General features: G+C 59.6%; 30 protein-coding genes and 1 tRNA gene. 17 read left to right on the top strand and 14 right to left on the bottom strand.

Annotation, left to right across the window (positions count from 1 at the left end):
- Window positions 1-20 precede the first annotated feature (20 nt).
- On the top strand, window positions 21-1,133 hold the full coding sequence (locus tag J1G33_RS18605; protein WP_078820535.1) for an enoyl-CoA hydratase/isomerase family protein: 1,113 nt from the start codon (window positions 21-23) through the stop codon (window positions 1,131-1,133).
- Here the strand turns inward: J1G33_RS18605 and J1G33_RS18600 are convergent.
- Together J1G33_RS18600 and J1G33_RS18595 are read right to left on the bottom strand one after the other, a co-directional pair.
- On the bottom strand, window positions 1,119-1,571 hold the full coding sequence (locus J1G33_RS18600; RefSeq protein WP_032877281.1) for a DUF3757 domain-containing protein: 453 nt from the start codon (window positions 1,569-1,571) through the stop codon (window positions 1,119-1,121). The genes J1G33_RS18605 and J1G33_RS18600 overlap by 15 nt on opposite strands.
- A gap of 156 nt (window positions 1,572-1,727) precedes the next feature.
- Window positions 1,728-2,087 carry a hypothetical protein gene (locus J1G33_RS18595; protein ID WP_081883289.1) on the bottom strand — a complete coding sequence of 120 codons (360 nt, stop codon included), beginning with the start codon at window positions 2,085-2,087 and terminating at the stop codon, window positions 1,728-1,730.
- A 244-nt stretch (window positions 2,088-2,331) separates the two neighbouring features.
- On the opposite strand from J1G33_RS18595, the gene J1G33_RS18590 reads away from it, so the two are divergent.
- The 4 genes from J1G33_RS18590 (at window position 2,332) to J1G33_RS18575 (ending at window position 4,600) form a co-directional block, all read left to right on the top strand.
- The gene (locus tag J1G33_RS18590; RefSeq protein ID WP_032877283.1) at window positions 2,332-2,544 is read left to right on the top strand and encodes a cysteine-rich CWC family protein; all 213 of its coding nucleotides are present in this window, start codon (window positions 2,332-2,334) and stop codon (window positions 2,542-2,544) included.
- Window positions 2,534-3,226, top strand: coding sequence for a pseudouridine synthase (locus J1G33_RS18585; RefSeq protein WP_032877284.1), 693 nt, complete (start codon window positions 2,534-2,536; stop codon window positions 3,224-3,226). The genes J1G33_RS18590 and J1G33_RS18585 overlap by 11 nt, the downstream gene beginning before the upstream one ends.
- 304 nt (window positions 3,227-3,530) lie before the next feature.
- Window positions 3,531-4,415 (top strand): alpha/beta hydrolase, encoded by an 885-nt coding sequence (locus J1G33_RS18580; RefSeq protein WP_078820531.1) that lies wholly within the window; start codon window positions 3,531-3,533, stop codon window positions 4,413-4,415.
- A 111-nt stretch (window positions 4,416-4,526) separates the two neighbouring features.
- A tRNA-Gly gene (locus J1G33_RS18575) sits at window positions 4,527-4,600 on the top strand.
- Between the two features lie 94 nt (window positions 4,601-4,694).
- Here J1G33_RS18575 and J1G33_RS18570 read toward each other — a convergent pair.
- Complete coding sequence (locus J1G33_RS18570; protein WP_223018526.1) at window positions 4,695-5,864, bottom strand: MFS transporter; 1,170 nt, start codon at window positions 5,862-5,864, stop codon at window positions 4,695-4,697.
- Between the two features lie 95 nt (window positions 5,865-5,959).
- Here J1G33_RS18570 and J1G33_RS18565 point away from each other — a divergent pair, with 95 nt between their 5' ends.
- From J1G33_RS18565 to J1G33_RS18545, 5 genes are all read left to right on the top strand, one after another.
- Window positions 5,960-6,853: a LysR family transcriptional regulator gene (locus J1G33_RS18565; protein ID WP_103733495.1), complete on the top strand. Its 894-nt coding sequence runs from the start codon at window positions 5,960-5,962 to the stop codon at window positions 6,851-6,853.
- A 167-nt stretch (window positions 6,854-7,020) separates the two neighbouring features.
- Window positions 7,021-7,203, top strand: coding sequence for a type II toxin-antitoxin system HicA family toxin (locus J1G33_RS18560; protein ID WP_078820528.1), 183 nt, complete (start codon window positions 7,021-7,023; stop codon window positions 7,201-7,203).
- 22 nt (window positions 7,204-7,225) lie between these two features.
- A complete protein-coding gene (locus J1G33_RS18555; protein WP_032877288.1) occupies window positions 7,226-7,636 on the top strand; it encodes a type II toxin-antitoxin system HicB family antitoxin in 411 nt (136 codons plus the stop codon).
- 139 nt (window positions 7,637-7,775) lie between these two features.
- Window positions 7,776-8,276, top strand: a complete 501-nt coding sequence (locus J1G33_RS18550) for a methylated-DNA--[protein]-cysteine S-methyltransferase (protein WP_223018525.1) — start codon at window positions 7,776-7,778, stop codon at window positions 8,274-8,276.
- 101 nt (window positions 8,277-8,377) lie between these two features.
- Window positions 8,378-8,794: a low affinity iron permease family protein gene (locus tag J1G33_RS18545; RefSeq protein ID WP_032877290.1), complete on the top strand. Its 417-nt coding sequence runs from the start codon at window positions 8,378-8,380 to the stop codon at window positions 8,792-8,794.
- 53 nt (window positions 8,795-8,847) lie between these two features.
- On the opposite strand, the gene J1G33_RS18540 is transcribed toward J1G33_RS18545, so the two are convergent.
- The 4 genes from J1G33_RS18540 to J1G33_RS18525 form a co-directional block, all read right to left on the bottom strand.
- The gene (locus tag J1G33_RS18540) at window positions 8,848-9,375 is read right to left on the bottom strand and encodes a DUF4142 domain-containing protein (RefSeq protein ID WP_005785958.1); all 528 of its coding nucleotides are present in this window, start codon (window positions 9,373-9,375) and stop codon (window positions 8,848-8,850) included.
- 118 nt (window positions 9,376-9,493) lie between these two features.
- Entirely contained in the window at window positions 9,494-10,135 is a 642-nt protein-coding gene (locus J1G33_RS18535; protein ID WP_032877291.1) for a LysE family translocator, read from the bottom strand.
- A 47-nt stretch (window positions 10,136-10,182) separates the two neighbouring features.
- Window positions 10,183-10,599, bottom strand: a complete 417-nt coding sequence (fos, locus tag J1G33_RS18530) for a fosfomycin resistance glutathione transferase (protein WP_005785954.1) — start codon at window positions 10,597-10,599, stop codon at window positions 10,183-10,185.
- Window positions 10,600-10,614: 15 nt separating this feature from the next.
- Window positions 10,615-11,532 (bottom strand): LysR substrate-binding domain-containing protein, encoded by a 918-nt coding sequence (locus J1G33_RS18525; protein ID WP_177327396.1) that lies wholly within the window; start codon window positions 11,530-11,532, stop codon window positions 10,615-10,617.
- A gap of 77 nt (window positions 11,533-11,609) precedes the next feature.
- Between J1G33_RS18525 and J1G33_RS18520 the strand changes: the two genes are divergently transcribed.
- On the top strand, window positions 11,610-12,086 hold the full coding sequence (locus J1G33_RS18520) for a DMT family transporter (RefSeq protein ID WP_223018524.1): 477 nt from the start codon (window positions 11,610-11,612) through the stop codon (window positions 12,084-12,086).
- Here J1G33_RS18520 and J1G33_RS18515 read toward each other — a convergent pair.
- Window positions 12,058-12,732 (bottom strand): NAD(P)H-binding protein, encoded by a 675-nt coding sequence (locus J1G33_RS18515; RefSeq protein ID WP_078820524.1) that lies wholly within the window; start codon window positions 12,730-12,732, stop codon window positions 12,058-12,060. The two genes, J1G33_RS18520 and J1G33_RS18515, sit on opposite strands and share 29 nt — an antisense overlap.
- Window positions 12,733-12,819: 87 nt before the next feature.
- Window positions 12,820-13,968 (bottom strand): L-threonine dehydrogenase, encoded by a 1,149-nt coding sequence (yiaY, locus tag J1G33_RS18510; protein WP_078820523.1) that lies wholly within the window; start codon window positions 13,966-13,968, stop codon window positions 12,820-12,822.
- A 123-nt stretch (window positions 13,969-14,091) separates the two neighbouring features.
- On the opposite strand from yiaY, the gene J1G33_RS18505 reads away from it, so the two are divergent.
- Complete coding sequence (locus J1G33_RS18505; protein WP_223018523.1) at window positions 14,092-15,108, top strand: DUF4917 family protein; 1,017 nt, start codon at window positions 14,092-14,094, stop codon at window positions 15,106-15,108.
- Window positions 15,109-15,233: 125 nt separating this feature from the next.
- On the opposite strand, the gene J1G33_RS18500 is transcribed toward J1G33_RS18505, so the two are convergent.
- Window positions 15,234-15,761 (bottom strand): XRE family transcriptional regulator, encoded by a 528-nt coding sequence (locus J1G33_RS18500; protein ID WP_005785945.1) that lies wholly within the window; start codon window positions 15,759-15,761, stop codon window positions 15,234-15,236.
- 160 nt (window positions 15,762-15,921) lie between these two features.
- Here J1G33_RS18500 and J1G33_RS18495 point away from each other — a divergent pair, with 160 nt between their 5' ends.
- From J1G33_RS18495 to J1G33_RS18475, 5 genes are all read left to right on the top strand, one after another.
- The gene (locus J1G33_RS18495; RefSeq protein ID WP_005785944.1) at window positions 15,922-16,704 is read left to right on the top strand and encodes an aldolase; all 783 of its coding nucleotides are present in this window, start codon (window positions 15,922-15,924) and stop codon (window positions 16,702-16,704) included.
- Between the two features lie 30 nt (window positions 16,705-16,734).
- Entirely contained in the window at window positions 16,735-17,607 is an 873-nt protein-coding gene (locus J1G33_RS18490) for a dihydrodipicolinate synthase family protein (protein ID WP_005785942.1), read from the top strand.
- 137 nt (window positions 17,608-17,744) lie between these two features.
- Window positions 17,745-18,284: an RNA polymerase sigma factor gene (locus J1G33_RS18485; protein ID WP_032877298.1), complete on the top strand. Its 540-nt coding sequence runs from the start codon at window positions 17,745-17,747 to the stop codon at window positions 18,282-18,284.
- Window positions 18,281-19,249, top strand: a complete 969-nt coding sequence (locus J1G33_RS18480; protein ID WP_032877299.1) for a FecR domain-containing protein — start codon at window positions 18,281-18,283, stop codon at window positions 19,247-19,249. Before J1G33_RS18485 ends, J1G33_RS18480 begins: the two co-directional genes overlap by 4 nt.
- A gap of 126 nt (window positions 19,250-19,375) precedes the next feature.
- On the top strand, window positions 19,376-21,934 hold the full coding sequence (locus J1G33_RS18475; protein ID WP_223018522.1) for a TonB-dependent receptor: 2,559 nt from the start codon (window positions 19,376-19,378) through the stop codon (window positions 21,932-21,934).
- Between the two features lie 105 nt (window positions 21,935-22,039).
- Here J1G33_RS18475 and J1G33_RS18470 read toward each other — a convergent pair whose 3' ends face one another.
- The 4 genes from J1G33_RS18470 to J1G33_RS18455 form a co-directional block, all read right to left on the bottom strand.
- Window positions 22,040-23,257, bottom strand: coding sequence for an SAM-dependent methyltransferase (locus J1G33_RS18470; RefSeq protein WP_223018521.1), 1,218 nt, complete (start codon window positions 23,255-23,257; stop codon window positions 22,040-22,042).
- Window positions 23,258-23,478: 221 nt separating this feature from the next.
- Window positions 23,479-24,096: a TPM domain-containing protein gene (locus tag J1G33_RS18465; protein WP_005785935.1), complete on the bottom strand. Its 618-nt coding sequence runs from the start codon at window positions 24,094-24,096 to the stop codon at window positions 23,479-23,481.
- 31 nt (window positions 24,097-24,127) lie between these two features.
- On the bottom strand, window positions 24,128-24,856 hold the full coding sequence (locus J1G33_RS18460; RefSeq protein ID WP_032877302.1) for a TPM domain-containing protein: 729 nt from the start codon (window positions 24,854-24,856) through the stop codon (window positions 24,128-24,130).
- 18 nt (window positions 24,857-24,874) lie between these two features.
- On the bottom strand, window positions 24,875-25,486 hold the full coding sequence (locus tag J1G33_RS18455) for a LemA family protein (protein ID WP_032877303.1): 612 nt from the start codon (window positions 25,484-25,486) through the stop codon (window positions 24,875-24,877).
- Between the last annotated feature and the right edge of the window lie 29 nt (window positions 25,487-25,515).

Below are 25,515 nucleotides of genomic sequence, written 5' to 3'. Positions count from 1 at the left end.
CCTTCTCGATTGAGGTCACAATGAACCTGCACTTCGAAGAACTGGCCGGCAACGGCGGTGCGCGCATAGGCATCGCCAGCCTGGACGCTCAAAAATCCCTCAACGCCCTCTCCCTGCCCATGATTCTGGCGTTGGCAGAACGCCTGGATGCCTGGGCCAACGACCCGCAAATCGCCTGTGTGTTGTTGCGCGGCAACGGGCCAAAAGCCTTTTGCGCTGGGGGTGAAGTGCGCAGCCTGGCTCAGGAGTGCCGTGAACAACCCGGCGAAGTACCCGCCCTGGCCGCGCAGTTTTTTGCTGCCGAATATCGCCTCGACTACCGCTTGCATACCTACCCCAAGCCGCTGATTTGCTGGGGCCACGGCTATGTATTGGGCGGTGGTATGGGTCTGTTGCAAAGTGCCTCGGTACGTATTGTTACGCCGAGCAGTCGCCTGGCCATGCCCGAGATCAGCATCGGGTTGTACCCGGATGTAGGTGCCAGCTGGTTTCTGTCTCGCCTGCCGGGCAAGCTCGGTTTGTTCCTGGGCCTTACCGGCGCTCATGTCAACGGCCGCGACGCCCTGGAACTGGGCCTGGCTGACCGCTTCCTGCGTGATGACCAGCAAGACGAGCTGCTTGACGGTTTGCTGCAACTGAACTGGCAGGAACAGGCCGCAATGCAGCTGAACAGTTTGCTCAAGGCCCTTGCCCAGGAAGCGGTCGGCCACCAACCCGAAGCGCAATGGTTGCCGCGCCGTGGGCTGATCGACGAATGGCTGGATGTGGGTGATATACGGTGTGCCTGGCGTGCATTGAGCCTGTTGCGTGATCACAGCGATCCGCTCTTGGCCCGCGCGGGTAAAACCCTCAGTGAAGGCTGCCCGCTGACGGCACACCTGGTGTGGGAGCAGATTCAGCGTGCCCGTCATCTATCCCTGGCACAGGTGTTTCAGATGGAGTACACCATGAGCCTCAATTGCTGCCGTCATCCAGAGTTCGCCGAAGGTGTTCGAGCACGCCTGATCGACAAGGACCAGACACCTCATTGGCATTGGCCGGATATCAATACCCTTCCGGAAGCGGTGGTGCACGCGCATTTCAGCAAGGCATGGGAAGGTAGGAATCCTCTGGCGGATTTATCTGACTACTGACAGGTCCGTTCGCTTGTCGTTGACGTTGAAAGCGCAGTTGTCCGGCTGGCTGTCCGTGCAGGTATATACCGGCAGTGTGAACGCGCCGGGCCGCAGTTCCCAATACAAGGTGCTGGTCAATGACATGTTGATAATTTTACTGTCCTTGTAGGGCCTCAGTGCTACCACACCGTCCCAACCGGTGCGGTAGATGCACTTATCCATGTAGCCGTTTTCCCTCTGCTCGTCCTCACCCGGTATGAAGACCGCGCCGATGAATCCGTCGATAAGGCCCCGATACTTGACCTTCGGGCTTTGCCACCGCAGGCCGTTGTCCTCGGCTCGATAATGCCCGTCGACATACGAGACCTGCGCCGGGTAAGGACAGCCTTGCTCCGCTCTGGCCGATGCAACGATGCAGCTCGTCAGCAGGAGCACGCAAATAAGTTGTTTGAACATAGGGATTCCATCTGCTCAGTTTCACCACGCAAAGCGCAGGGCTTTTCGCTAGTGAAATACAGCTATCGCCTCAAAGATAGCTGTTAAATCTGACAGTACGGACATACGGTACCTATAAAAAACGGCGCTTGATGCGCCGCTTGTTTTTCAAGATATTTAACGATGACCGCCGCGGCCACCTCCGTGATCGGAACCACGCCCATGCCCGCCGTTGCCCCAGCGATTACCCCACCCTTGATTGGAGTAAGGTCGGTAACCCGCCCTTGGGTAATAACGCGGTGCCGGCTGGTAATAACGCGGCGCCGAGTAATAGCGAGGTTGTGGTGCATAGTAGCGAGGCGCTGGGGTGTAATAACTGCGCCCATAGGGAGAATAACGCGGGCCGCCGTAATAATAGGCGGGCGCCGGTGCGGTATAGACTTCGGAGCGATAGTAAGTGGCGCCTCCATCGTAGTAGGGCACACAAGCTGACAAGGTCAGGCCGAGCAAAGCGATAAGCAGCAGTCGTCTATACATGGCGGCCTCCTGGACCGCGGAAGAGCTCCTCCAGCGACGCTGGAGAGCGGCATTCAGCCTTCACTGAATGACGAAATATCTGACATCAAAAACCGAATCTGGTGCGCCTACGACATAAGTCGAAACATCTGTTTCAGACGAAGTGAATGCTCGCCTTCAGGACGCGGCGATGGAACCGGACTCAGCGGCGCTGTATCGTGCAAGGACTTGTGCGCCCCTGCCCGATTCCTGCCTGAACCGACCGATGACCACACCCACCCTTTGCCCTGCCTGCGGCGCTCGCAACGACTGCACCCTGGCCGATCCGCGTACCGCCGACCAGCCCTGCTGGTGCTTCAGCGTAACCATCGATCCGGCGGTGCTTGAAGCCTTGTCCGATGAACTGCGCAATAAAGCCTGCCTGTGCCCGCGCTGTGCCCAGGCGGACGAACAGTTGCGTAACCGCAATGCGCGTTGATCGTTTCCTCAGCAACCTGGCGCAGTTCAATCGCCAGCAAGTGCGCCTGCTGCTGGCGGGGCGCCGGGTGACCGTCGACGGGGTCGAGATCAGCGACCCTCATCATCCAGTGCGCGAATTCAGCCATGTCTGCGTTGACGGTGAAGTACTGCAGGCAGGCAAACCGGCGCGCTATTTCATGCTGCACAAACCCCAGGGCTGCGTGAGTGCCACATCGGACCCGCAACACCCCACTGTCCTGGACTTGCTGGATGTACCAGACAAGGCCGAGCTGCATATCGCCGGTCGCCTGGATTTCAATACCACCGGCCTGATGCTGATTACCAACGACGGCCAGTGGTCGCGGCGCCTGACGCAACCACAGACCAAGTTGCCCAAGGTTTACCGCGTGGAAACCGAGCAGGACATCGGTGCACAGTACGCGGTGACTTTTGCCGAGGGTGTGTATTTCGCTTTCGAAGATCTCACCACCCAACCTGCCGAACTTGAGTTGCTGGGCCCAAGGACGGCGCGCTTGAGCATCATCGAAGGCCGCTATCACCAAGTGAAGCGGATGTTTGGCCATTTCGACAATAAGGTGACCGGCCTGCATCGCGAGCGGATGGGCCCCTTGGCTCTGGATACAAGCCTTGCGCCGGGCCAATACCGGCCATTGACCGACGACGAAATCCGACAGGTCTGACGACCGTTCGGCCAGCGCCGGCAAAAATCCGGCCGTTCAACTTGCGGCCTGCCGGTTGTGCTGCTTGACTCAGGGCTTGCGCCACATCATGACTGATGAGTCGCCCTATAATCTCCAAGAAACACCTTGCCTCGTCCGCGCTTGATCTGCGGGCCATCCCGGCAAACCGCCCTTCATAACAATACCCGCCGGCCAGCCGTCATCGGACCGACATGGGCCCTCATTTCAAGGCGTATGCCTACCTGTCACAAAGCTCGTGCAGAGTGATCTGCGCGCACTACCCGCTTGCCAGGAGTCTTACGACATGAGGCCAGAAATCGCTGTGCTGGATATACAGGGTCAGTATCGGGTGTACACGGAGTTCTATCGCGCGGACGCGGCTGAAAAGACCATCGTCCTGGTCAATGGCTCCATGGCGACCACGGCGTCCTTCGCTCAAACCGTGAAAAGCCTGTACCCGCAATTCAATGTGGTTTTGTACGACCAGCCTTACGCCGGCCGTTCCAAAATCCATAACCGCCATGAGCAGATGCTGACAAAGGAAGTTGAGGGTCAGATTCTCCTGGAACTGCTCGATCACTTCGCCGCAGAGCATGTGCTGTCCTTTTCGTGGGGCGGTGCCGCCACGCTGGTCGCGCTTGCACACCGGCCTCGACGTGTGGAAAAAGCCGTGATCAGCTCATTCTCGCCAGTGATCAATGCGCCGATGCGCGATTACCTTGAGCGCGGTGTCGACTACCTCGGCAACCTCGACCGCGACCGCATCGGCCACCTGGTCAACAGCACCATCGGCAAGCATCTGCCGTCGCTGTTCAAGCGCTTCAACTACCGCCACGTCAGCAACCTGGCCGAGCACGAATATGGGCAGATGCACTTTCACATCAGCCACGTACTCAACAGCGACCGGCTGTGCTACCTCAGGGCGGCCAAACAGATCGACATTCCGGTGTTGTTCTTGAACGGCGAATGGGACGAATACACCAGCGCCGAGGATGCCAGGCTGTTTGGCCAGCATGTGGCCAAGAGCAGCTTCAGCACCATCCAGGCCACGGGGCACTTTCTGGATATGGAGCACAAAGCGGCGTGCCGGGATAGCCGTGAGGCAGTGGTGGGCTTCTTGAAACCAGAGCGACAGGTGAGCCGGCTGCGATATCACCAGGGGCAGACGCAGCATGCAGCTACCCTTTGAAATGGAGACTGGCGACGGCGAACAAGCGCCCTCGCCACACGCAACCCACACATTTTTCAAAGAAAAACTTCAAATTGCGGCGAACATCTGGTACAAAGTCAGCCGCTCTGAGCGGGTATAGTTTAGTGGCAAAACGAAAGCTTCCCAAGCTTTAGTTGAGGGTTCGATTCCCTCTACCCGCTCCACTTGAAAGTGGCACCTGCGTCAGGCTAAATCTGGCGAAGGATGCATAGAAACCGGTCCCTGGTGACCGGTTTTTTTATGCCTGGGATTTGAGATTCAAGAACGTTGTGCACAGACCCGTTCGGGTTTGACAGGCTTCCAGCCCACCAACGCGATCAACAGGGTCAGCAGTTGCAAACCGATGATCAGCCCCACACACCCGGCCCAGCCCCAGCGCTCCCAAATCAGCGCCGGCACGATAGCTCCGCAGCTACCGCCCAGGTAGTAACAGGTCAGGTAGACCCCCACTGCTCTTGCCTTGCTGTCGCCAGCGTTGGCGGTGATGAAGGCATTGGCAGCGGCTTGGGCGAGGAACACGCCGGTGGAGCTGAAGGCCAGGCCTACCACGATGCACCCCAGGGAAGGCACCAGGGTCAGGGCCGAACCACAAACGCCCAGCACCGCGGCGATGCTCAGCAGTTCTGCCTGTGGGCGGGCTTTGCTGAGGCGGCCGGCGATGGGTATCACGATCAGCGCCAACAGAAATACGGTGTACAGCGCTCCCAAGGCCGCAGGCCCGAGGTTGAAAGGCGGTAGGCCAAGGTACAAACCTGCGTAGGTGAAGGCGGCGACCTGTGAAAATAACACGCAAAAACCTACGGCATACGCAGCCATCAGCGGCGTGCGTAAAACACCTGACCAAGCCGCCTTGGCCAGCTTCGCCCGCGGGCGATTGGCGGGCAGCAGAAACTGGATAAAACCGCCGACCATCAAGCTCAACACGGCCAGCCACTCAAACGCTTCGCGCCAGCCCACGTACTCGGTCACCACTCCGGTGACGAACCGCCCGGCGAACCCACCCAGCACGGTACCCGCCACATACAGGCTGGTGACTTCAGTCACCGTGCCACCGCTCCAGCGATCGCCGATGTAAGCCACGCTCGTGGCAAACACTATGGGGATCAGCATGCCCTCGACAAAGCGCCAGACCAACACTCCGGCGAAGCTGTCAGCATAAGCCGTCATCAACGCCGGCCCCGCCAGCAACAGCGCCGCCAGGCTTATCACCGTGCGTTGCTCGAAGCGTCGGGTCAGGTGGCTGACAAATGGCGCAGTGATCGCCACCGCCAGCGTGGTCACGGTAATGCTCCAGCCGGCAGCCTTGGCGCTGATGTCGAACTGCGCCGCAAACACCTGCAGGATGCTCTGGGTGGCGTAGAGGTTGAGGAACGCCGCGCAGCCACACAGGAACAGGGCAAGGCGGGCACAATGCAGGCGCGGTTTCATGAAACCTCTCGTTTTATTTTGTGCGGCCTTTATAGAATGGCCGGCGTGCCTTTAACCAATACCGAATTCCGACCGATTGATACCCAAGGATCAGGATGCTCGACCTACGCAAGCTGCGTTACTTTCTGACGGTCGCTGAAGAACTGCACTTCGGCCGTGCGGCACTTCGCCTGCATCTGGCCCAACCGCCGCTGACTCGGCAGATTTCTGCGCTGGAGGCAGAGTTGGGGTTCAAGCTGTTTGACCGCACCAGCCGCACGGTCACCCTCACCGCTCAGGGACGTTCGTTCCTGCCCTATGCCCGCGGTGTGTTGGAGCAAGTAGAACTGGCGCAAGTGATCGCGCGTAAATTGGCCGCCGGCACTGCGGGCCAACTGGCACTGGGATATGCCAGTTCAATCGCGCTGTCGGACCTGTTCAGCCAGGCGATCCAGGCATTCGCCCAGCGCTTTCCCGATGTGCAGTTGACCCTGGTGGAATGCGCCTCCGGCAGCCTGGGCGCCCAGGTGGCGGACGGACGCCTGGATATCGGCTTGAGCCGCCTGATGCCGCAAAGCGCCGATGTCCAGGCGTTATCGCTGGGTGAGGAGCGGTTGGTGGCCGCCGTCTCCAGCGACAGCCCATTGGCCAGCCAAACGATGCTCGGCGTGGCGCAACTCAGCACTTATCCGCTGATTCTGTTTCCGGCCGATTACGGGTCTGGCTTGAACCAGTCCATCGAGCAACTTTACCGACACCACGGCCAGCCCCTGCGCCCTGGGCCGACCGGGCGACAGATCACTTCGATCATTGCCTTGGTGGCGGCCGGGCAAGGCGTTGCGCTGGTCCCGGAATGTACCCAGAGCTTGATGAACAAAGGCGTGACGTATCGACCGCTGCAGGAAGTGGACGCATGTGCGCAGTTATTGGTACTTACCCCGACATCAGGAAGAGGCGTATTAGTGGACGCATTTATTGGTGTACTTGAACAGGCATTACACATCCCGTAATACCGCGAAAAATCCCGCAATACGTCTCGGCGGCGCCATTCCAGCGCCGCCATACACTTCCTTCAACCGCTACCGAAATACCGGACATCGACCATCGGTAGGTAGAGTGTTGATAATTTTTTTTCAGTAGTTATAGTCACCACCAACACACACCACAAGGAGGTGATGTGGATAGCCGCTATTTGATAGGTAACATCGTTGCAGACGGTTGGTATCTGGTGCGCATCAGGGGCAGTCATCATCACTTCAAGCACCGGACAAAGCCCGGTCTGGTCACGATTCCTCATCCAAAAAAGGACCTGCTGGATAAAACCGCCAAGAGCATTTTGAAACAGGCTCTGCTGAGTTAACCGTCCCTGGAGGGCAACACACATGCTTTATCCCATCGCAATTTCAACGGGCGACGAGGACCACGCCTGGGGCGTGGAAGTCCCGGATATTCCCGGGTGCTATTCCGCCGGCGATGACCTGGACGACGCCATGGCCATGGCCCGCGAAGCCATCGAGGGGCACTTCGAGATCCTTGCAGAAGATGGCGCGCCGATTCCCAGCGCGCAGAAAGTCACCTTGCACGCCGCCAACCCACAGTACGCAGGCTGCACCTGGGCGGTGGTAGACATCGACGTCACCAAGTACCTGGGCAAGGCGCAAAAACTCAACATCACCCTGCCGGGGTATCTGTTGAATCGCATCGATGACTATGTACTGAATCACCCGGAAGAAAAAAGCCGTTCGGGGTTTCTGGCGTCCGCGGCACTCAAGGTATTGCAACAGGATCGATAATCGCGGCGAAGCAACACCGAAGGGTTTACCGCAACGTTCAACTGACAAGAATTTGACCGCAAGAAACGTAGTTTCCAGGCCCGCTGGCGGAACTAGAGTAGCGTCATCCCCATTAAACGCCTGTTCGAGGAGCACGCTCATGACTTACCAATTCAAGCTCATGCCTTCCCCTGTCGGTGAACTGACCCTGGTAGCGCGCAACGGCAAACTGAGCGCCATTTTATGGGAAGTGGAACGCGCGAACCGTGTGCGCCTGGGTGAATTGGTCGAGGCCAATGACAGCCCGGTATTGCGGGAAACCCAGCGCCAGTTAACGGAATACTTTGCCGGATCGCGCAATCGGTTTGAGCTGGAGCTGGATTTCGCCGGTACCGATTTTCAGAAACAGGTTTGGCGGGCTCTGCTGACAATTCCCTTCGGCGAAACGCGCAGCTACAGCCAAATTGCCCAACAGATCGGCAACCCCAAGGCTGTACGCGCAGTCGGTGCGGCAAATGGGCGTAATCCGATCTCGATTGTCGCCCCCTGCCACCGGGTGATTGGTGCATCAGGCGGGCTGACCGGATTTGCCGGGGGGTTGCAGGCCAAGCAATATTTGCTGGCGCTGGAAGGCGCAGGTCAGGCAGAGCTGGCGCTCTGACTTTGGCGGCGACTGAACTGCTTGCCGAGATATTTGTTAAAAGAAATTTCAGAGAACCGCTGTGGTCAATTGTTCATCACCTCTTCACACAGGAAACGGTAATGAAATTCTCCACGGTCTCGCAAACCCTGTCCCGCTGGGCAGGCAGCCCCCGAACCTTCTACACAGCCGTCGCACTGATCCTGATATGGAGCCTGAGCGGACCCTATTTCCACTACAACGACACCTGGCAACTGATCATCAATACCTCGACGACCATTATCACGTTCCTGATGGTGTTCCTGATCCAGAACACGCAAAACCGCGACAACGATATCCTGCATATCAAGATTGATGAGCTGCTGCGCGTATCCAAGGATGCCCAGAATGCCGTGCTCAGCCTCGACGGCCTGGACCGCAAGGAACTGGAAAAGCTGCGCCAGGAATACCGCAACATTGGCAACACCAGCAGCCTGAGTTTGAACAACGGTTGCGCTGACAACACTGCGCCGACCAAGACAGACCTGAACCAGGCATAAAAAAACGGCGGTTGGGTAGGCCCCAACCGCCGATTTCATTTCACGCTACGGTCTCAACCGTCGCCTTGATGACCCTTGCCATAGGTCGACGCCAGAGCACGGGCTTTTTGCAGACGCTCTTCGAGCTTGGGCAGCGTCTCATCCACCAGCGCTTTTATCTCCGGCACATCCGACGCGGCACCTTCTTTCTTGAACAGGGCGATGGCGTCTTCGTTTTCCTTGACCTGCTGTGCGGTATAGGCAGCGTCAAAGGAGTCGCCATCCTTGAGTTCAGGCATCAGGGTTTCGGCTTTATCGACGATCTTTTCCCGTGGCGCGACCGGCAAATCGAGCTTCTTGGCAATGGCTGCCAAGTGCTGGTTGGCCAGGGTGCGCTCGTTGATGACCTCAATCGTGTAGTCCTTGATCTCTTGGGACGAGGTCTTGGCGTGGGCCATGCGACTGGTTTCGATATCGGCCATACCTTTGGCCGAAGCCTGCTCGATAAATTCAGCAGGCGACTGGGCGAAAGCATTGCTGGCGCCGAGGCCCAGCAGCATCGCGAAACTGGCGGTGCGTAACCGGATAGCCATGCGGCTCATGATGGGTTCCTCCAGAGCAAAAATAGGTACGGGGATCTACACCCGCCCTGGATTCGAATTTTCAGAGCCGCAAAGGTTTAGAAAAAACTTGTCAGTGCGACGAACGGTTGTCGTCATTTCATGCAGGCTTGCTTGCGAACAAGCCCGGCAATGCATGCGCCAGGGCATTAATGGCAAAGCCGATGAACATCACGCCGCAGAGCTTGGTGATCAGGATTTCATGGCGTTGATACACCGTACGTACTCGTTGGGCGCCGACCACGCCGATCAAAATCCCATAGGCCAACAGGCCGCCCACAAAGCTCAGGAAGATCAGCGACGGCAGCATCGACCACGTCAACAACTCGGCACGGCTGGACAGCAACGCGGTGAAGGTCGCCACGGCAACCGGATAGGCTTTGGGGTTGGTCAAGCCGAACACAATGCCATGCCAGAACGGGTGCCGCGCGGCGCCCTGGGGAGCATCGCCGTTGCGGCGCTGGGTACGGATCGCCCGCCAGCCGAGCCAGAACAGATACACACCGCTGAGTACGCCCAATACATCAAACGCACTGCTGCCCACTTCTCGCGCACCGACGATGGCAATCAGCGCAGTACTGCACCACACCACATCGCCGAGCAAATGCCCGCACAAAAAACCCGCTCCGGCACGCCGGCCACGCGCAGCACCGATGCCGAACACGGCCAAAACACCTGGGCCAGGTGTAATACCGTAGATAAAACCCGAAGCAAGGACGGCGAGCAGCAAGGATGGGGTCATGAATAGACGCTCTGAGGGACTCTTAAAGGTGATTGATTCTGCATGTTTCACTGCGGTGGGTAAAACTTCATTCCTGCGTAAGGCTTGGCGCGACAAGCTTGCAGGCGCGAGGCCAGATCGCCGACATGAACCTCCAGCTTGTGGCCGTCGGGATCGAGGAAATAAAACGACGCGCCTTCGCTGCGGTTGTCACGCCACTCCTGCACGCCGGCGGCCCGCAGGCGTTCGACCAATGCGGTGAAATCAGCGGCATCGACGGTGAAGGCATAGTGGGTGTAATCCATTGCCGCAGTGGTCGAGCGCACCGGATCCAGCGACAGGCACAGCCAAAGCCCGGGCAAGGAAAGGTAAGCACCATTGTCCCAAGTGGCATCGAGTTGAACACGCAGCAGATCGTGATAAAAACTGACGCTGCGCGGCACGTCGGTGACGGCCAGGGTCAGGTGGTTGAAGCCGGTTAGCATTTAGGTTTTCTCTTATTATCGGTGACCATCGGACAATACACCGCGCACCCGCCCAATCAACCACTGCAACCCAGAATCACCACCCCGCCGCACATGCCAGGCGAGCTCAAAAGCAAACGAGGGAATATGAAACGGCGGTGGCACGGTCAGTAAATGTTGATGGTCGATATTCAGTAAACCCCGGGACGACACCGTCAAAATCAGATCCGTGCCCTCGATCAACTGAGGCGCCACGCCCCAGTGTGGCAGGCTGATTGCCACATGCCGCCGTTCACGTATCGCAGCCAGTGCCCGTTCGATTTCCGGCGTACCGCTGCCGCGCATCTCCAACAGTACATGTGGGCGTGACAGGTAAGTCGGCAGGTCCAGCGCACCGCTGGGTGCAAGGCTGTGGCGGTCGACCAGGCAGGTGTAATGCTCTTCGAACAATGGCGTCGTACACAGTTCGGCGGGCATGTCGGGGAATACGCCCGCCGCCAGGTCGAGATCGCCATTGAGCACGCCGTCAACCATACCTTCGCGGCTGGCCTGGATGATCTGCAGGTCGATGCCCGGCGCTTCGCTGCGCAGGACGCGGACCAATCCAGGTAGGAGGATCGCTGCGCTGTAGTCTGACATCGCCACGCGAAAGCGGCGCTTGGCCGAGGTGGGGTCAAAACGATTCGGCGCCAATAATGCCTGCACCTGGCCCAGCGCTTCGGCCAATGGCGCTGCCAACTCCAGAGCCCGAGCCGTGGGCACCAGCGCGCCGCCCTGACGCACCAACAGCGGATCGCCAAGCATATCGCGCAGCCGGGCCAACGCGTGGCTCACCGCCGGCTGGCTCAGGTGCAGGCGCTCGGCGGCGCGGGTCACGTGTTGCTCGCTGAGCAAGGCGTCGAGGATCACCAGCAGGTTAAGGTCGATGCGGCGTAGATCATTCATCAGCTGCATGGTCTGTATAAGAACTTGGAATTTAAATCTGCGCGACGAATAGCCTAGAGTCCAGCGAAACTTCTGGGAGCATGGAGATGAGCGTGTTGCATTGGATGGGTTTGTTAGCGCTGGCGGTGATCGCCGGAGCCGTGGTGCCGTTTCAAAGTGCAATCAACGCTAATCTTGGGCGCGGCCTCGGCCATCCATTGTGGGCCACCTTGGCGTCGTTGCTGGTGAGTATCATCGTGCTGCTGCCAGTGATTATCGCTTTGCGTCTGCCCTTGCCGAGCCTGACGTTTATCACCAAGGCTCCGTTGTGGATGTGGGCCGGTGGCGCCTTCGGCGTCTGTTTTATTTCACTGGCGTTGATGCTGCTGCCCAAACTCGGCGCGTCAGGGTTTATTGCGTTGGCGATGGCCGGGCAGATTCTCGCCTCGTTGCTGCTCGACCATTTCGGCCTGTTCGGCCTGGTACAACGCCAACTGACAACGCCGCGGCTGTTGGGCGCGTTGCTGCTGATCGGCGGCGTGGCATTGATCCAGTTCAGTGGCGCTCAGCCGCCAGGCGATTGATCTGGGCCTGCTCTACCACCGGCTGCGGCGCGCCCAGGCTCGCGGCCTGTAACATTGCCCGGCCGACAGTCTCGGTGCTCACCACCCAAGCCGGTTTTACCCGCCGCACAAACGAAAGCACCGGCCCCAGCACGCTATAAAAAGCTTGATACACGGGGGTCTTCGAGCGCACGCCGTGCAACGGCTGAATGATCCCCGGACGGAACAGGTACACCGCCTTGAACGGCAGGCGCAGCAAGGCGTTTTCCGTCTTGCCCTTGACCCGCGCCCACATCAATTGGCCCGTCTCGGAACTGTCCGTGCCGGCGCCGGAAACGTAGATAAAGGTCATCTGCGGATTAAGCCGCGCCAGGGTACTGGCAGCTACCAGGGTGAGGTCATAGGTGAGGTGGGTATACCGGGCTTCGTTCATGCCCGCCGACGAGACACCGAGGCAGAAGAAACACGCATCAAACCCTTGCAGCAGGTTCTCCAGGGGCTGTAAGTCGAGCATGTCGCTGTGCAGCACCTGGTGCAGCTTGCTGTGTTGCTGGGTCAGGGGCGTACGGCCGACGGCCACCACTTCCTGCACATCCGCCGCCAGCAGGCACTCGCGCAGCACGCCTTGGCCGACCATGCCAGTGGCGCCGAATAACAGAACTCTCATTAGGTAACCTCAGCGGCACGCCGCAAGCTTGCTCAAGTAGAACGCGTTGAGCGTGTAGCTTAACGCCTGCCGCCTGAGGCTGCCCTATCAAAACGCGCTACGAAATATCTCCTCAATCTGACGCTGATCCGCCCGACGTGGGTTGGTCAGCCCGCACGCGTCCTTCAGGGCGTTGGCGGCCAGCACTGGGATGTCCTGCAACTTGGCACCCAGCTCACGCAGGCCGGTGGGGATTTCCACGTCCTGGGACAGCCGACGGATTGCCGCAATGGCGGCCTGGGCGCCCTCCTCCACGGTAATGCCCTTGATGTCCGCGCCGAGGGCGCGGGCCACGTCGCTCAGGCGCTTGGCACTGACGCTGGCATTGAAGCTTTGTACGTGGGGCAGGAGCACGGCGTTGCAAACGCCATGGGGCAAGTCGTACAGACCGCCCAGTTGGTGAGCCATGGCATGCACAAATCCCAGGGACGCGTTGTTGAATGCCATGCCGGCGAGGAACTGCGCGTAAGCCATATTTTCCCGTGCGGCCATGTCGTTGCCGTCGCGCACCGCCAGGCGCAGGTTGGCACTGATCAGCTCGATGGCCTTGATCGCACAGGCGTCAGTGATCGGTGTGGCGGCGGTGGACACGTAGGCTTCGATGGCGTGGGTCAGCGCATCCATCCCCGTGGCGGCGGTGAGGCCCTTGGGCATACCGACCATCAGCGCCGGGTCGTTGACCGATAGCAGCGGCGTGACGTTGCGATCGACGATGGCCATTTTCACGTGACGGGTTTCGTCGGTGATGATGCAAAACCGCGTCATCTCGCTGGCAGTGCCGGCGGTGGTGTTGATGGCGACCAGTGGCAGTTGCGGCTTGCTCGACTGATCGACGCCTTCATAGTCGCCGATGCGTCCGCCGTTGGTGGCGCACAAGGCGATGCCCTTGGCGCAGTCATGGGGCGAGCCGCCACCCAGAGACACCACGAAGTCGCAGGCCGTCTGTTGCAACAGCGCCAGCCCCTTCTCGACGTTTTCCACCGTGGGGTTGGGCTTGGCGCCGTCGTAGATCACCGAGTCGATATCCTGCATCGCCAGCTTCTCGGCGATCATGCTGGCCACGCCAGCCTTGGCCAGGCCGGCGTCGGTAACGATCAAGGCTTTACGAAAGCCGTAGGCGCGAATGGCGGTCATGGCTTCGTCGAGGCAGTCGCTGCCCATGATGTTGACGGCGGGGATGAAGAATGTGCTGCTCATGGTCGATCCTCAGAGGCTTTATGCCGACAGAATCCACCGGTACCGCATGGCGCATCTTGATCAGGATCAACTTCAGCTCGTGATAAAGTCACCCTCCAGCCGATTTCGAGTAGACCCGCCGCAATGAAGGATTTCCAGGATATTGACGCCCACCTTGAAGACTGGAGCGCCCTGCGCGACGCCATCGACTTCAACGGGATTCTGATCGGCAACGGCGCCAGCCGCACGATCTGGGAAGACTTTGCCTACGACTCGCTGTTTGAAAACGCTCGCACCGTTGAAGAAAAACCCCTGAGCCAATCCGAACTCAGCGTGTTCGATGCCCTGCAAACCCGCAGTTTCGAGCAAGCCCTGGGCGCCTTGAAAACCACCAGCCGGGTCAACAAGGCCCTGGCGGTCAGTTCGGCGGCGCCGCGTAATCGCTATTACGCGATCAAGGAAGCGTTGATCAACACCATTCACACCGTACACATCCCCTGGCGCCTGGTGCAGCCATCGACCCTGGCAACGATCAACAATGAGTTGGCACGCTACGCCACCGTCTTCACCAGCAACTACGATTTGCTCAACTACTGGGCAATCCTGCACACGCCCGGGATCGACGACCTGTTCCGCAGCGCCGATTCAAGCTTCGACCTGTGCAATACCCACACCGACACCACGCGCATTCTCTACCTGCACGGCGGCCTGCATCTGGTGCGCAACCTTGACGGCACAGCGCGCAAACTGCCGTCCACCGACAGCACCTTGCTCAGCAGTTTCGCGATCAACAACACGATCAAGACGCTGGACGATGTGCCGCTGTTCGTCAGTGAAGGCAAGGTGGAAGAAAAGCTCAAGAGCATTCGCAGTTCGGATTATCTGTCGTTCTGTTATGAGCAGTTGCTGAGCCATGAAGGCGCGTTGTGCATTTTCGGCCATGACTTGGGGCCGCAGGATAAACACTTGGTGGATGCGATTCGCCAGGCCGGTATCACCACCCTGGCGATCTCGGTGTCGGGGCGCACTGATGGCTTTATTCGTCAGCAGAAGCAGCGGTATTCGCAGCTGTTTGAAGGGACAGGAGCGCAGCTTGAATTCTTCGCGGCGCGCACGCATCCGCTGGGTAACCCGGCGCTTTCGGTGCCGGTCGAACACTGAGCAAAATGTGGGAGCGGGCTTGCTCGCGAATGCGGTGGGTCAGTCAACATTTTCAGTGATTGACACTGCGCTTTCGCGAGCAAGCCCGCTCCCACATTTGATTGCATTTCAAATCGGGATCAGCGTCATTCCTCAGCGCTGTGCACCACCACCAGCAACTGCGCCTGCACCTCTCCCACCGAGCGAATCCGGTGGGGTTTCTGCGCATTGAAATGCAGCGCATCGCCGCGCTCCAACAGCACCCGCTCGCTCATGAAATCCACTTCCACCTGGCCTTCATGCACGAACAAAAACTCTTCCCCCAAATGCTCCTTGAAGGTCTTGTCGGTAAACTCCGCCGGCGGGTAGATGATGAACGGCAACAGACTGCGCTCGCTCACCTGATGGGCGAGTACCGCATAACCCGGTGACGTGTCGGGCCGTTCATGGCTGCGCACCAGGCTGTAGCTGTCGAGGCTGACGTTGCCTTCGCTGAACAGCTCTTCGACTTTCACGTTCAGCGCCTTGGCCAGTTTCAGCGCAGCGGCAATGGACGGCGTGTTGAGCCCACGCTCCACTTTCGACAGGTAACTCTTGGTCATCCCGGATTTTTCGGCCAGGGCCTCCAGGGTTACGCCAAGTTTTTTTCTCAGTAATTTCAAACGGATAGACATTTGCTGCGGTTAATCCATGCAGAAAGCGATGAGCCGTGCTTGCTAATGACACAAGGTGTCATATAGCATCTTTAGTGTCATTTGCAGTCACCCAACGACCTTGCGAGCAGCGGGCGAGCAGCAAATCCGACGTCCATTGAACTACCCAAAGGACACCGATATGGCCAAGACATTAGCACTCCCAAAAGACCAACTGGTCAAGCAAGCCCTGAGCCAGATGCAAAACAGCCTGGCAGATAATACGTGGACCGAGCGCCAAAAGCTGGCGCTGACTTGCCGAATTCTGTTCGAACACGGCCACGACTCCGGCCTGGCCGGGCAAATTACCGCACGCGGGCCTGCGCCTGGCACCTACTACACTCAGCAACTGGGCCTGGGTTTTGACGAAATCACCGCCAGCAACCTGCTGCTGGTCAACGAAGACCTGGAAGTGCTCGAAGGTCATGGCATCCCCAACCCGGCCAACCGCTTTCACACCTGGGTGTACCGCGGGCGCCCGGATGTAAACTGCATCATCCATACACACCCCACGCACATTGCCGCGCTGTCGATGCTGGAAGTGCCGTTGCAGGTGTCGCATATGGACCTCTGCCCGCTGTATGAAGATTGCGCGTTCCTGGAGGCCTGGCCCGGCGTGCCGGTGGGCAATGAAGAGGGGGAAATAATCACCACGGCGCTGGGCGACAAGCGCGCCATCCTGCTCTCGCACCACGGCCAGTTGTCCACCGGGGCCAGCATCGAAGAAGCCTGTGTCATTGCGCAGTTGATCGAGCGGGCGGCCAAGTTGCAGTTGCTGGCGATGTCCGCGGGCACCGTCAAGCCGATCCTGCCAGAGCTGGGGCGCGAGGCCCACGACTGGATTTCCAAGCCCAAGCGCCACGGCGCTGCGTTCAATTACTACGCGCGGCAGAATCTGCGTAAACATGCCGATTGCCTGAACTGATCGCCCCCTTTTTTCGACCGGAGTTTTCCCATGTCCAATCCAACTATTCACGGCATCATCGGCTACACCATCACCCCGTTCAGTGCTGATGGCCAGCGTGTTGACTTCGACGCACTCGGGCGTTCTATCGACCGCTTGATCGACAGCGGCATCCACGCCATCGCGCCGCTGGGCAGCACCGGCGAAGGCGCTTACCTGAGCGATGCCGAGTGGGACGAAGTCAGTGCCTACAGCATCGAGAAAGTCGCCAAACGCGTACCGACCATTGTCAGCGTGTCCGACCTGACCACCGCCAAGGCCGTTCGCCGTGCGCGCTATGCCGAGGCGCACGGTGCCGATGTGGTCATGGTGCTGCCCGCCTCATACTGGAAACTCAGCGAAGCGCAAATCCTCGCCCACTACGCCGCAATCGGCGACAGCATCGGCGTGCCGATCATGCTCTACAACAACCCGGCCACCAGCGGTACCGACATGTCGGTGGAGTTGATCCTGCGCATCCTCAAGCAGGTCGACAACGTGACCATGGTCAAGGAGAGCACGGGCGACATCCAGCGCATGCACCAGTTAAAACTGGAGAGTGACGTGCCGTTCTACAACGGCTGCAACCCGCTGGCCCTGGAAGCCTTCGCGGCCGGTGCCAAAGGCTGGTGCACCGCGGCGCCGAACTTGATCCCCCAACTCAATCTGGACCTGTATCAGGCAGTGCTGGCCAATGACTTGAATAAAGCGCGAGAGCTGTTCTACCGACAGTTGCCGTTGCTGCAATTCATCCTCAAGGGCGGGTTGCCGACGACGATCAAGGCCGGGTTGCGCTTGACTGGGTTGGAGGTGGGGGATCCAAGGTTGCCGGTGTTCCCGTTGGGTGAGGCGGGGATCGAGCAACTCAAAACACTTCTGAAATAAACTCAGGGCCTGTGTGGGAGGGGGCTTGCTCCCTCCCACAGTTGAATTGAGTACAGCCTTTAAATAGAGACAAATAGCAATAATTCTCGATATCATTCACGACCTTTCCACCTCGTGCTTCGTCAAGAAGGATATCCATGTCTCGTCCCAAGCCCGACCCGTCGTCGGCCGATGCCTGTCGCGGGTTTTATGCAGATATTCTGTATTTCCTGCGTAAACGCACGGACAACGCCAGCGACGCGGCGGACATGACTCAGGATGTCTTTACCCAGTGGCTGGGCTACCGCGACCGAGCCAAGGTCGAGCAGCCCCGGGCGTTTCTGTTCCAGATGGCACGCAATCTGTTGCGCGATCACTGGCGCAAACAGAAGGTACGGCACACCGCCCATCCCGATCACGCCGAAATGGATACCGAGCCGGTCACCGACGAACAGCACGACCCCATGGCCGCCGCCCTGCGCCTGCAACGCCTGGAACAGTTGAAAGAAGTCCTCGCCGAACTCTCGCCCCGCCGGCGAGAAGCCCTTATGCTGCACCGCTTCGAAGGCTTGAGCCAGGCACAGATCGCCGAACGCATGGGCATTTCGACCAGCATGGTAGAAAAGCACATTGCCTTGGCCCTGCTGCATTGCAAGCGACGCCTTCAATCCGACCCCGGCACGGAGCAGCCAGAATGAACCGCCTGAGCGACATCGACGCCCTGGACAGCCAAGCGAGCGACTCCATCGACGCCCAGGCCGCCAGTTGGTTTGCACGCAACCGCAACGCTGCCAGCCGTGCCGACCGCAAAGCCTTTGCCGCCTGGCAGGCGGTGCCAGCCCATGCGCGTGCCTATGCCGAATTCGAACAGCTGTGGGCCGACCTGGCCCAGTTGCAACAACTGAACAAACCGCTGCCGCTGGCCAAACGCAAACGCCCCCTCTGGCGCCCAGCCCTTGCGGTGGCCGCTGCCGTGCTGTGCGCCGTGTTGGCGACCCACATCGGCGCGCCCCGCGAGCTGTATCACACCCAGGTCGCCGCTCATGCCAAAGGTATGCGTACCTTGAACCTGCCCGATGGCAGCACCCTGTACGTGAATGCCAACACCCGCATCCGCGTGGACTTCAGCGCCCATCAACGTGTCCTGCATCTGGACAAAGGCCAGCTGTATATCGAAGTGGCGGCCGACAAGGAGCGGCCACTCTACGTGCAAGCCGGCGAGTCGATCATACGGGTGGTGGGCACTGGTTTTGACGTGCGTCGCGGCCAGCAGCAACTGGTGGTGAGCGTTGCCCATGGCCAGGTGGCGTTCGAGCCGGACAGCAAAAGCCCCACCACCCTGCTCGGCGCCCGGCAACGTGCCGCTTACAGCTACGCCAAAGGCACCCTGCAACAACAAACCCTCAGCGCTGAAGAAGTGGCCGATTGGCGCAGCGGGCATTTATCGTTTCGCAATCGCGAACTGGCCAGCCTGATCGACGAGCTGAGCCTGTACCGTCCCCAGGCGCCGTTGCAGGTCAGCAAGGCCGTGGCGCAACTCAAGGTGTCGGGCAACCTGGATGTGAATGACCCCGATGCCCTGCTCAACGCCTTGCCCGCCCTGTTGCCGGTAAAAACCGTGGTCTTGGCCGATGGCAGTGTGAAAATCGAGCCGAGCAAATAGCCTGCACACTGCCACATGAGAATATTTTGCATTCGCATGTGTGGTTTTTTTGGTCTGCCCCGTCTTCCTCCTGTCCGTGTTTGATACGCACACCTTTTTGGCTATTTAGCCGCTCCGGGGGATTTCATGTTTCGCGCGCCTCGCCACGCTTCGCACCTGTTTCTTCGACCCACGCTCCTGGCCACGTGCCTGGCCTTCAGCCTCAACGCCCAGGCCGAGTCGTTCACCCTGCACCTGCCGGCCCAGTCACTGGCCACGTCCCTGAGCCTGGTGGCACAGCAGGCGAAAATCCAGCTGCTGTTCGATGAAAGCCTGCTCAAAAACCTGAAAGCGCCGGCGCTCGACGGTGACTACACCGCGGAAGTAGCGATTCGCTCCCTGCTGAAAAACGGCGAGTTCACCCTGATCAAGGTCGGCAGCACCTACGTAGTGCGCCCCGATGAGGGCAAGGCCACCAGCAGCGCCGCGATCCAGCTGGACACGCTGAGCGTGATCGGCACCGGCAACGAAGTGAACGCCAGCACCGTCAGCCGCTCCACCCTGACCCAGGCCGATATCGACCGCTACCAGTCCAATAACATTCCCAGCCTGTTGCAGACCCTGCCCGGCGTCAGCCAGGGCGGCTCGCTCAAACCTGGCGGGCAGACCATCAACATCCGTGGTTTCGGCGATGCCGAAGACGTGCCGTTGACCGTGGACGGCGCCACCAAGACCGGCTTTGAGCGCTACCAGCAAGGCACAGTGTTTATCGAACCCGAGCTGATCAAGCGCATCGAAGTGGAAAAAGGCCCCAACTCGCCGTTCACCGGCAATGGCGGCTTCGGCGGCACCGTCAACATGATCACCAAGGACGCCCCGGACCTGCTCCAGGACGGTCGCAACAGCGGCGCGATGCTCAAATACGGCTACTCCAGCAATGATCATGAACAGGTCTACAGCGGTGCCGTGTATGGCCGCACCGACGATGGCCGTTTCGACGCCCTGGCCTACCTGACCCAACGCGACGGCGGCGATATGAAGGTGGCCGCCAAGTTGCCCAACGACAACAACGAGTACCCGATCAACCCCCAGCGCTTGCCCAACAGCGCGCAGGATGTGGACGGCAAGTTGTTCAAGGTCAACGCGTACTTCACCGATGAGCAGAGTGTCGGCCTGTCGTACTCGCGTTCTCACAGCAACCGCTGGACACCGTTTTCCGCCGCGAGCTACCCGACGCCGCCTACCCAGTTCAACATCGACCGCTACGGCTACGAAGGGGCCTTGAAGCGCTTCCTCGCGCACCGCGATACGGTCGATACCACCTGGTCGGGCAAGTATCACTACCAGCCGCTGGATAACCCGCTGGTGGACCTCACCGTCAAATACTCCCAGTCCAATACCGAACAGACCGACGAGCGTGATGCTACCGCGTTTTTCCAACTCGCTACCGGCGGGCGCAAGATGGACACCGCCTACACCGACAAAAACCTCGACATCCGCAACGTCAGCCTGTTCGACACCGGCCCCTTGCAGCATGCGGTGACCGTCGGCGGGCAGATCCGCAAGCACATCCGCGAAACCGAAATGTGGATGCCCGGCACCACCTACAACACGCCGCGCTACAACTATGGGCACTTCCAGCCGGGCTTCATGCCCCAAGGCAAAGTCGATACCAACAGCTTCTTTATCCAGGACGCGGTCACCCTGGGCGATGTGACGATCACCCCGTCGCTGCGCTATGACCACGTGCGCAATCGCGGCGAGGGCAACGATGCGCCCTACTACAACAACCCCGATCCCAAAGTTGGCCACGATTACAGCGACCGCACCTACACCGGCTGGTCGCCACGCCTGGCGCTGTTCTGGACCGTGACGCCGAATGTGGGGTTGTTCGCCAACTGGAGCCAGACCTGGCGCGCCCCGGTGATCGACGAACAATATGAAGTACAGGGCCTGGGCAGCCGCACCGCGACCAGCGTGGACCTGGACCCGGAGCGCATCACCTCGATCACCCTGGGCAACATCACCAACTTCGACAACCTGTTGGCCCAGGACGACAACCTGCAACTGCGCACTACCCTGTTCCACAACAAGATCGAAGACGAAATCTTCAAGGCCACCGGCGTGGGCTGCCAGAACCAGGCCATCAACGGCGGCAGCATCTCCTCAGCGTGCCCGCCGGGGCCGATGTCCAACTATCGCAATATCGGTGGCATGACCATCAAGGGTGTCGAACTCGAATCGATCTATAACTCCACCTACCTGTTTGGTTCGGTATCGTTTGCCTATGCCAAGGGCCAGCACCAGGGCGCCTACACCAACCCCTGGGGCCCGGATGTGGCGGCACGGGATATCCCGCCGACCAAATGGGTGCTGGTACTGGGCACCAACATCCCGGCCTGGGATGCCCAGGTGGGCTGGATGGGTCAATTCATCGGCGCTACCGACCGCTTGCCCAGCGACAAATACTCCGGTGGCCCGGGCTCCGGCGTGGGCGACCGGTTCTTCGACCAGTACGGCAACAAGCGTTACAACACCCAGGGCCTGTTCGCCAAATGGAAACCGCAGCAGGCTTACCTCAAAGGCACCGAGGTGAACTTCACGGTGGACAACCTGTTCAACGAAAACTTCCGCCCGGCGTTGAGCGGCGACCGCGCCTATACCAAGGGGCGCGATGCGAAGATCAGCGTGACGCGATTCTTCTGACCACACACGCATTCCAAATGTAGGAGCTGGCTTGCCTGCGATAGCCGTGGTACAGCCACCATCGTCATCGCAGGCAAGCCAGCGCCCACAGGGAACGCGCTCACTTCAGGCCAGGTAGCCATCCCCGCGCAGCAGGGTTTCCAGGCAGTGCTCAGTGATGTGGTAGAACGCCTTGAGCTCCTGGATTTTCACCAGCAACTGCGCGTTGTCCAAAGGCTGCGCACGCTTGACCGCAAGAATCATCTTGTTCTTGTTGGTATGTTCCAACGAGATGAACTCGAACACCTTGGTCTCGTAGCCACAGGCTTCCAGGAACAACGCACGCAAGCTGTCGGTGACCATTTCTGCCTGCTGGCCCAGGTGCAGGCCGTATTGCAGCATCGGCTTGAGCAGCGCCGGGCTCTGGATCTGCAGGCGGATCTGCTTGTGGCAGCATGGCGAGCACATGATGATCGACGCGCCGGAGCGGATGCCGGTATGGATCGCGTAATCGGTGGCGATGTCGCAGGCATGCAGAGCGATCATCACGTCCAGCTCGCTCGGCGCCACACTGCGTACGTCCCCGCACTTGAACACCAGCCCCGGGTGCTCCAGGCGTGCGGCAGCACTGTTGCACAGGGTGACCATGTCTTGGCGCAATTCAACACCGGTAACCTCGCCCTCGGCCTTGAGGGTATTGCGCAGGTAATCATGGATGGCGAAGGTCAGGTAGCCCTTGCCCGAGCCAAAATCGGCAACGCGCACCGGTTGGTCGAGTTTCAACGGCGACGACGTCAGCGCATGGCTGAACACTTCGATGAACTTGTTGATCTGCTTCCACTTGCGCGACATCGATGGAATCAGTGCCTGCCTGGCATCGGTCACCCCAAGATCGGCGAGAAACGGCCGGCTCAGGTCGAGGTAGCGGTTCTTCTCACGGTTATGCTCGGCCGACGGTGCTTCGCGCAGTTGTTGCGGTTTGCTTTTGAACAGCGAGCTTTTGTTCTTCTTGCTGTATTCCAGCTGGGCTTCGTCAGTCAGCGACAGCAAGTGCGCGTTCTTGAATGACGCAGGCAACAGCTCGGCAATCGCCGCCACGCCGTCGGCCGAGGGGAAATTCTTGGTGATGTCGCGGGTCTTGTAGCGGTACACGAAGGACAGGCACGGCTGGTCTTTGACGGTGACCGGCTTGATGATCAGCCGTTGCAGCTCGGCTTCCTCACCGACGTACTTGGCCAGCACCAGCTTGATAAAGGCGTTTTGCGCAAGGCTTGCGCTCAGCAATTGGATGAACTGGGCGTGATGATCCGGCGCAGGGTTGGCGGGTTGAGCGGTGACGGACATGAGCAAAAACGCCTCGGGCAAAGAATGCCGGGCATTTTAGGGGGGATAACCCTCAACGGCACGGAGTTATTTGACCAATGGTCAGTTCCAGCAGCCACAGTAGATCCAAATGTGGGAGGGGGCTTGCCCCCGATTGCAGTGGGTCAGCCAACAGATTCATTGACTGGTGCATCGCCATCGGGAGCAAGCCCCCTCCCACATTTGCAACTGAGTTGGCCGGGCTATTCGAGTACCACTAGGCGATTGGGCAGCTCATTGCGCGTTTGCGTCACCGGCACATGCACCTTGAGCAACTCGCCGCACGCCTCGATGCACGCAATAAACCCGGCCAGCGTCTGCCCCTGTTTCACCTGCTGGGTGAACGTCTTGACGATGGCGTCCCAACTGCTGTCATCCAGGCGTTTGGAAATGCCGTCATCGACGAGGATCTCCACGTAGCGTTCCGCCTCGCTGACAAATATCAGCACGCCAGTACTGCCCAACGTGTGATGCAGGTTCTGCTCCAGAAACTGCCGACGCGCCAGGTTAGAGGCGCGCCAGTGGCGTACGGAGCGGGGAATCAGGCGGGTGGTGACCTTGGGCAAGCGAAACACCAGGCACAACACAATAAACGTCGCCCATTGCGCCAACAGCAAGGTGTACATGGTCAGGTAGCCCGACAAATAATGCACCACGCCCGGTACCACCAACGCGATCAGGCTGGCCCACAGCAACGGGATGTAGGCGTAGTCGTCGGCACGCGCCGCCAGCACGGTCACCAGCTCTGCGTCGGTGTTTTTTTCGACCCGGGCAATTGCTTCGGCGACTTGGCGCTGCTCATGTTCAGTCAGTAATGCCATGGTTGTAGATGCTCTTTTCTCGTTATTGTCATTACCAGCCGCCCGAAGCCCCGCCACCGCCGAAGCCACCACCGCCGCCACGGAAACCACCGCCACCGCCGCCCCCACCACCACCGCGGCCGCTGCTGCTGAGAATGGCCAGCAGGATAGCGCCTACCGGCAAGCCCATGCGATTGCACAGCCACAACACGCCGATCAGCAGGATAAACAGGCCGATGGAAAACCCGGGATTATCCTTGGCGAAATTCGCATCCGCCACATGGGCGGGCACCGCCAGGGGTTCACCGCCCACCACCTGGATCATCGCCGCCACGCCGTCGCTGATGCCCTGGCTGAAATTGCCGGTCTTGAACTTGGGCAGGATCACCTGGTTGATGATCACCCAGGACTGCGCATCCGTCAGCACGCCTTCCAGGCCGTAACCGACTTCGATGCGCAATTGGCGCTCATCACGGGCAACGATCAACAGCGCGCCGTTGTCCTTGCCCTTCTGGCCGATGCCCCATGCGCGCCCCAATTGATAACCGTAGTCTTCAATCGGAACGCCCTGCAGGTCGGGCACGGTGACCACCACAAGCTGGTCACCGGAGGTCTGCTCCAGCGCCTGCAGCTGTTGAGTGAGCTGCTGGCGCGTTGCCGGGTCGATCATCTGGGCGTTGTCCACCACCCGCCCGGTCAGTGCCGGGAAGGTCAGGGCCGCCTGGGCCATGCCCATGCAGGCCAGTAGCCAGAATGCCAGGCCTATCCGTAATAAACGCATCGACACCTCAAGGCAGCGTTATTTGAATTTCACCTGCGGCGCCTTGTCGGCATCGGCGCTGGTGGCTTCAAACGTGGCGCGGATCGGCAAGTCGCTGTACATCACGCTATGCCACAGACGGCCCGGGAAAGTACGGATTTCGGTGTTGTACGCCTGCACGGTCTGGATGAAATCACGACGGGCCACGGCGATACGGTTCTCGGTGCCTTCAAGTTGGGATTGCAAGGCCAGGAAATTCTGGTTGGCCTTGAGGTCCGGGTAACGCTCGGACACCACCATCAAACGGCTGAGTGCGCCGCTCAAGCCATCCTGGGCTTGCTGGAACTGTTTGAGTTTTTCCGGGTTGTCGAGGGTGCTGGCGTCCACCTGGATCGAGGTGGCCTTGGCCCGCGCTTCGATCACGGCGGTGAGGGTCTCCTGTTCGTGGGCGGCATAGGCCTTCACCGTTTCCACCAGGTTGGGAATCAGATCGGCACGGCGTTGATACTGGTTCTGCACCTGGCCCCAGGCCGCCTTGGCCTGTTCGTCCAGGGTCGGGATGTTATTGATGCCGCAACCGCTCAGTACGGTGCTGATCAATAGCAAAGCCGCGGCCTTGAAGCCCCAACGGTAAGTCTGTGCTGCTTGCATGGTGTTTCTCCTGCCCAATCTTGATGGAA

The organism is Pseudomonas sp. P867, assembly GCF_019891455.1.
GTDB classification, from domain to species: Bacteria; Pseudomonadota; Gammaproteobacteria; order Pseudomonadales; family Pseudomonadaceae; genus Aquipseudomonas; species Aquipseudomonas synxantha_A.
This window is presented reverse-complemented; position numbering and strand designations above follow the sequence as displayed.

Coding starts and splice junctions, on each gene's coding strand:
- J1G33_RS18605 (WP_078820535.1), top strand. CDS start 21: ATGAACCTGCACTTCGAAGAACTGGCCGGCAACGGCGGTGCGCGCATA.
- J1G33_RS18600 (WP_032877281.1), bottom strand. CDS start 1,571: ATGTTCAAACAACTTATTTGCGTGCTCCTGCTGACGAGCTGCATCGTT.
- J1G33_RS18595 (WP_081883289.1), bottom strand. CDS start 2,087: ATGTATAGACGACTGCTGCTTATCGCTTTGCTCGGCCTGACCTTGTCA.
- J1G33_RS18590 (WP_032877283.1), top strand. CDS start 2,332: ATGACCACACCCACCCTTTGCCCTGCCTGCGGCGCTCGCAACGACTGC.
- J1G33_RS18585 (WP_032877284.1), top strand. CDS start 2,534: ATGCGCGTTGATCGTTTCCTCAGCAACCTGGCGCAGTTCAATCGCCAG.
- J1G33_RS18580 (WP_078820531.1), top strand. CDS start 3,531: ATGAGGCCAGAAATCGCTGTGCTGGATATACAGGGTCAGTATCGGGTG.
- J1G33_RS18570 (WP_223018526.1), bottom strand. CDS start 5,864: ATGAAACCGCGCCTGCATTGTGCCCGCCTTGCCCTGTTCCTGTGTGGC.
- J1G33_RS18565 (WP_103733495.1), top strand. CDS start 5,960: ATGCTCGACCTACGCAAGCTGCGTTACTTTCTGACGGTCGCTGAAGAA.
- J1G33_RS18555 (WP_032877288.1), top strand. CDS start 7,226: ATGCTTTATCCCATCGCAATTTCAACGGGCGACGAGGACCACGCCTGG.
- J1G33_RS18550 (WP_223018525.1), top strand. CDS start 7,776: ATGACTTACCAATTCAAGCTCATGCCTTCCCCTGTCGGTGAACTGACC.
- J1G33_RS18545 (WP_032877290.1), top strand. CDS start 8,378: ATGAAATTCTCCACGGTCTCGCAAACCCTGTCCCGCTGGGCAGGCAGC.
- J1G33_RS18540 (WP_005785958.1), bottom strand. CDS start 9,375: ATGAGCCGCATGGCTATCCGGTTACGCACCGCCAGTTTCGCGATGCTG.
- J1G33_RS18535 (WP_032877291.1), bottom strand. CDS start 10,135: ATGACCCCATCCTTGCTGCTCGCCGTCCTTGCTTCGGGTTTTATCTAC.
- fos (WP_005785954.1), bottom strand. CDS start 10,599: ATGCTAACCGGCTTCAACCACCTGACCCTGGCCGTCACCGACGTGCCG.
- J1G33_RS18525 (WP_177327396.1), bottom strand. CDS start 11,532: ATGCAGCTGATGAATGATCTACGCCGCATCGACCTTAACCTGCTGGTG.
- J1G33_RS18520 (WP_223018524.1), top strand. CDS start 11,610: ATGAGCGTGTTGCATTGGATGGGTTTGTTAGCGCTGGCGGTGATCGCC.
- J1G33_RS18515 (WP_078820524.1), bottom strand. CDS start 12,732: ATGAGAGTTCTGTTATTCGGCGCCACTGGCATGGTCGGCCAAGGCGTG.
- yiaY (WP_078820523.1), bottom strand. CDS start 13,968: ATGAGCAGCACATTCTTCATCCCCGCCGTCAACATCATGGGCAGCGAC.
- J1G33_RS18505 (WP_223018523.1), top strand. CDS start 14,092: ATGAAGGATTTCCAGGATATTGACGCCCACCTTGAAGACTGGAGCGCC.
- J1G33_RS18500 (WP_005785945.1), bottom strand. CDS start 15,761: ATGTCTATCCGTTTGAAATTACTGAGAAAAAAACTTGGCGTAACCCTG.
- J1G33_RS18495 (WP_005785944.1), top strand. CDS start 15,922: ATGGCCAAGACATTAGCACTCCCAAAAGACCAACTGGTCAAGCAAGCC.
- J1G33_RS18490 (WP_005785942.1), top strand. CDS start 16,735: ATGTCCAATCCAACTATTCACGGCATCATCGGCTACACCATCACCCCG.
- J1G33_RS18485 (WP_032877298.1), top strand. CDS start 17,745: ATGTCTCGTCCCAAGCCCGACCCGTCGTCGGCCGATGCCTGTCGCGGG.
- J1G33_RS18480 (WP_032877299.1), top strand. CDS start 18,281: ATGAACCGCCTGAGCGACATCGACGCCCTGGACAGCCAAGCGAGCGAC.
- J1G33_RS18475 (WP_223018522.1), top strand. CDS start 19,376: ATGTTTCGCGCGCCTCGCCACGCTTCGCACCTGTTTCTTCGACCCACG.
- J1G33_RS18470 (WP_223018521.1), bottom strand. CDS start 23,257: ATGTCCGTCACCGCTCAACCCGCCAACCCTGCGCCGGATCATCACGCC.
- J1G33_RS18465 (WP_005785935.1), bottom strand. CDS start 24,096: ATGGCATTACTGACTGAACATGAGCAGCGCCAAGTCGCCGAAGCAATT.
- J1G33_RS18460 (WP_032877302.1), bottom strand. CDS start 24,856: ATGCGTTTATTACGGATAGGCCTGGCATTCTGGCTACTGGCCTGCATG.
- J1G33_RS18455 (WP_032877303.1), bottom strand. CDS start 25,486: ATGCAAGCAGCACAGACTTACCGTTGGGGCTTCAAGGCCGCGGCTTTG.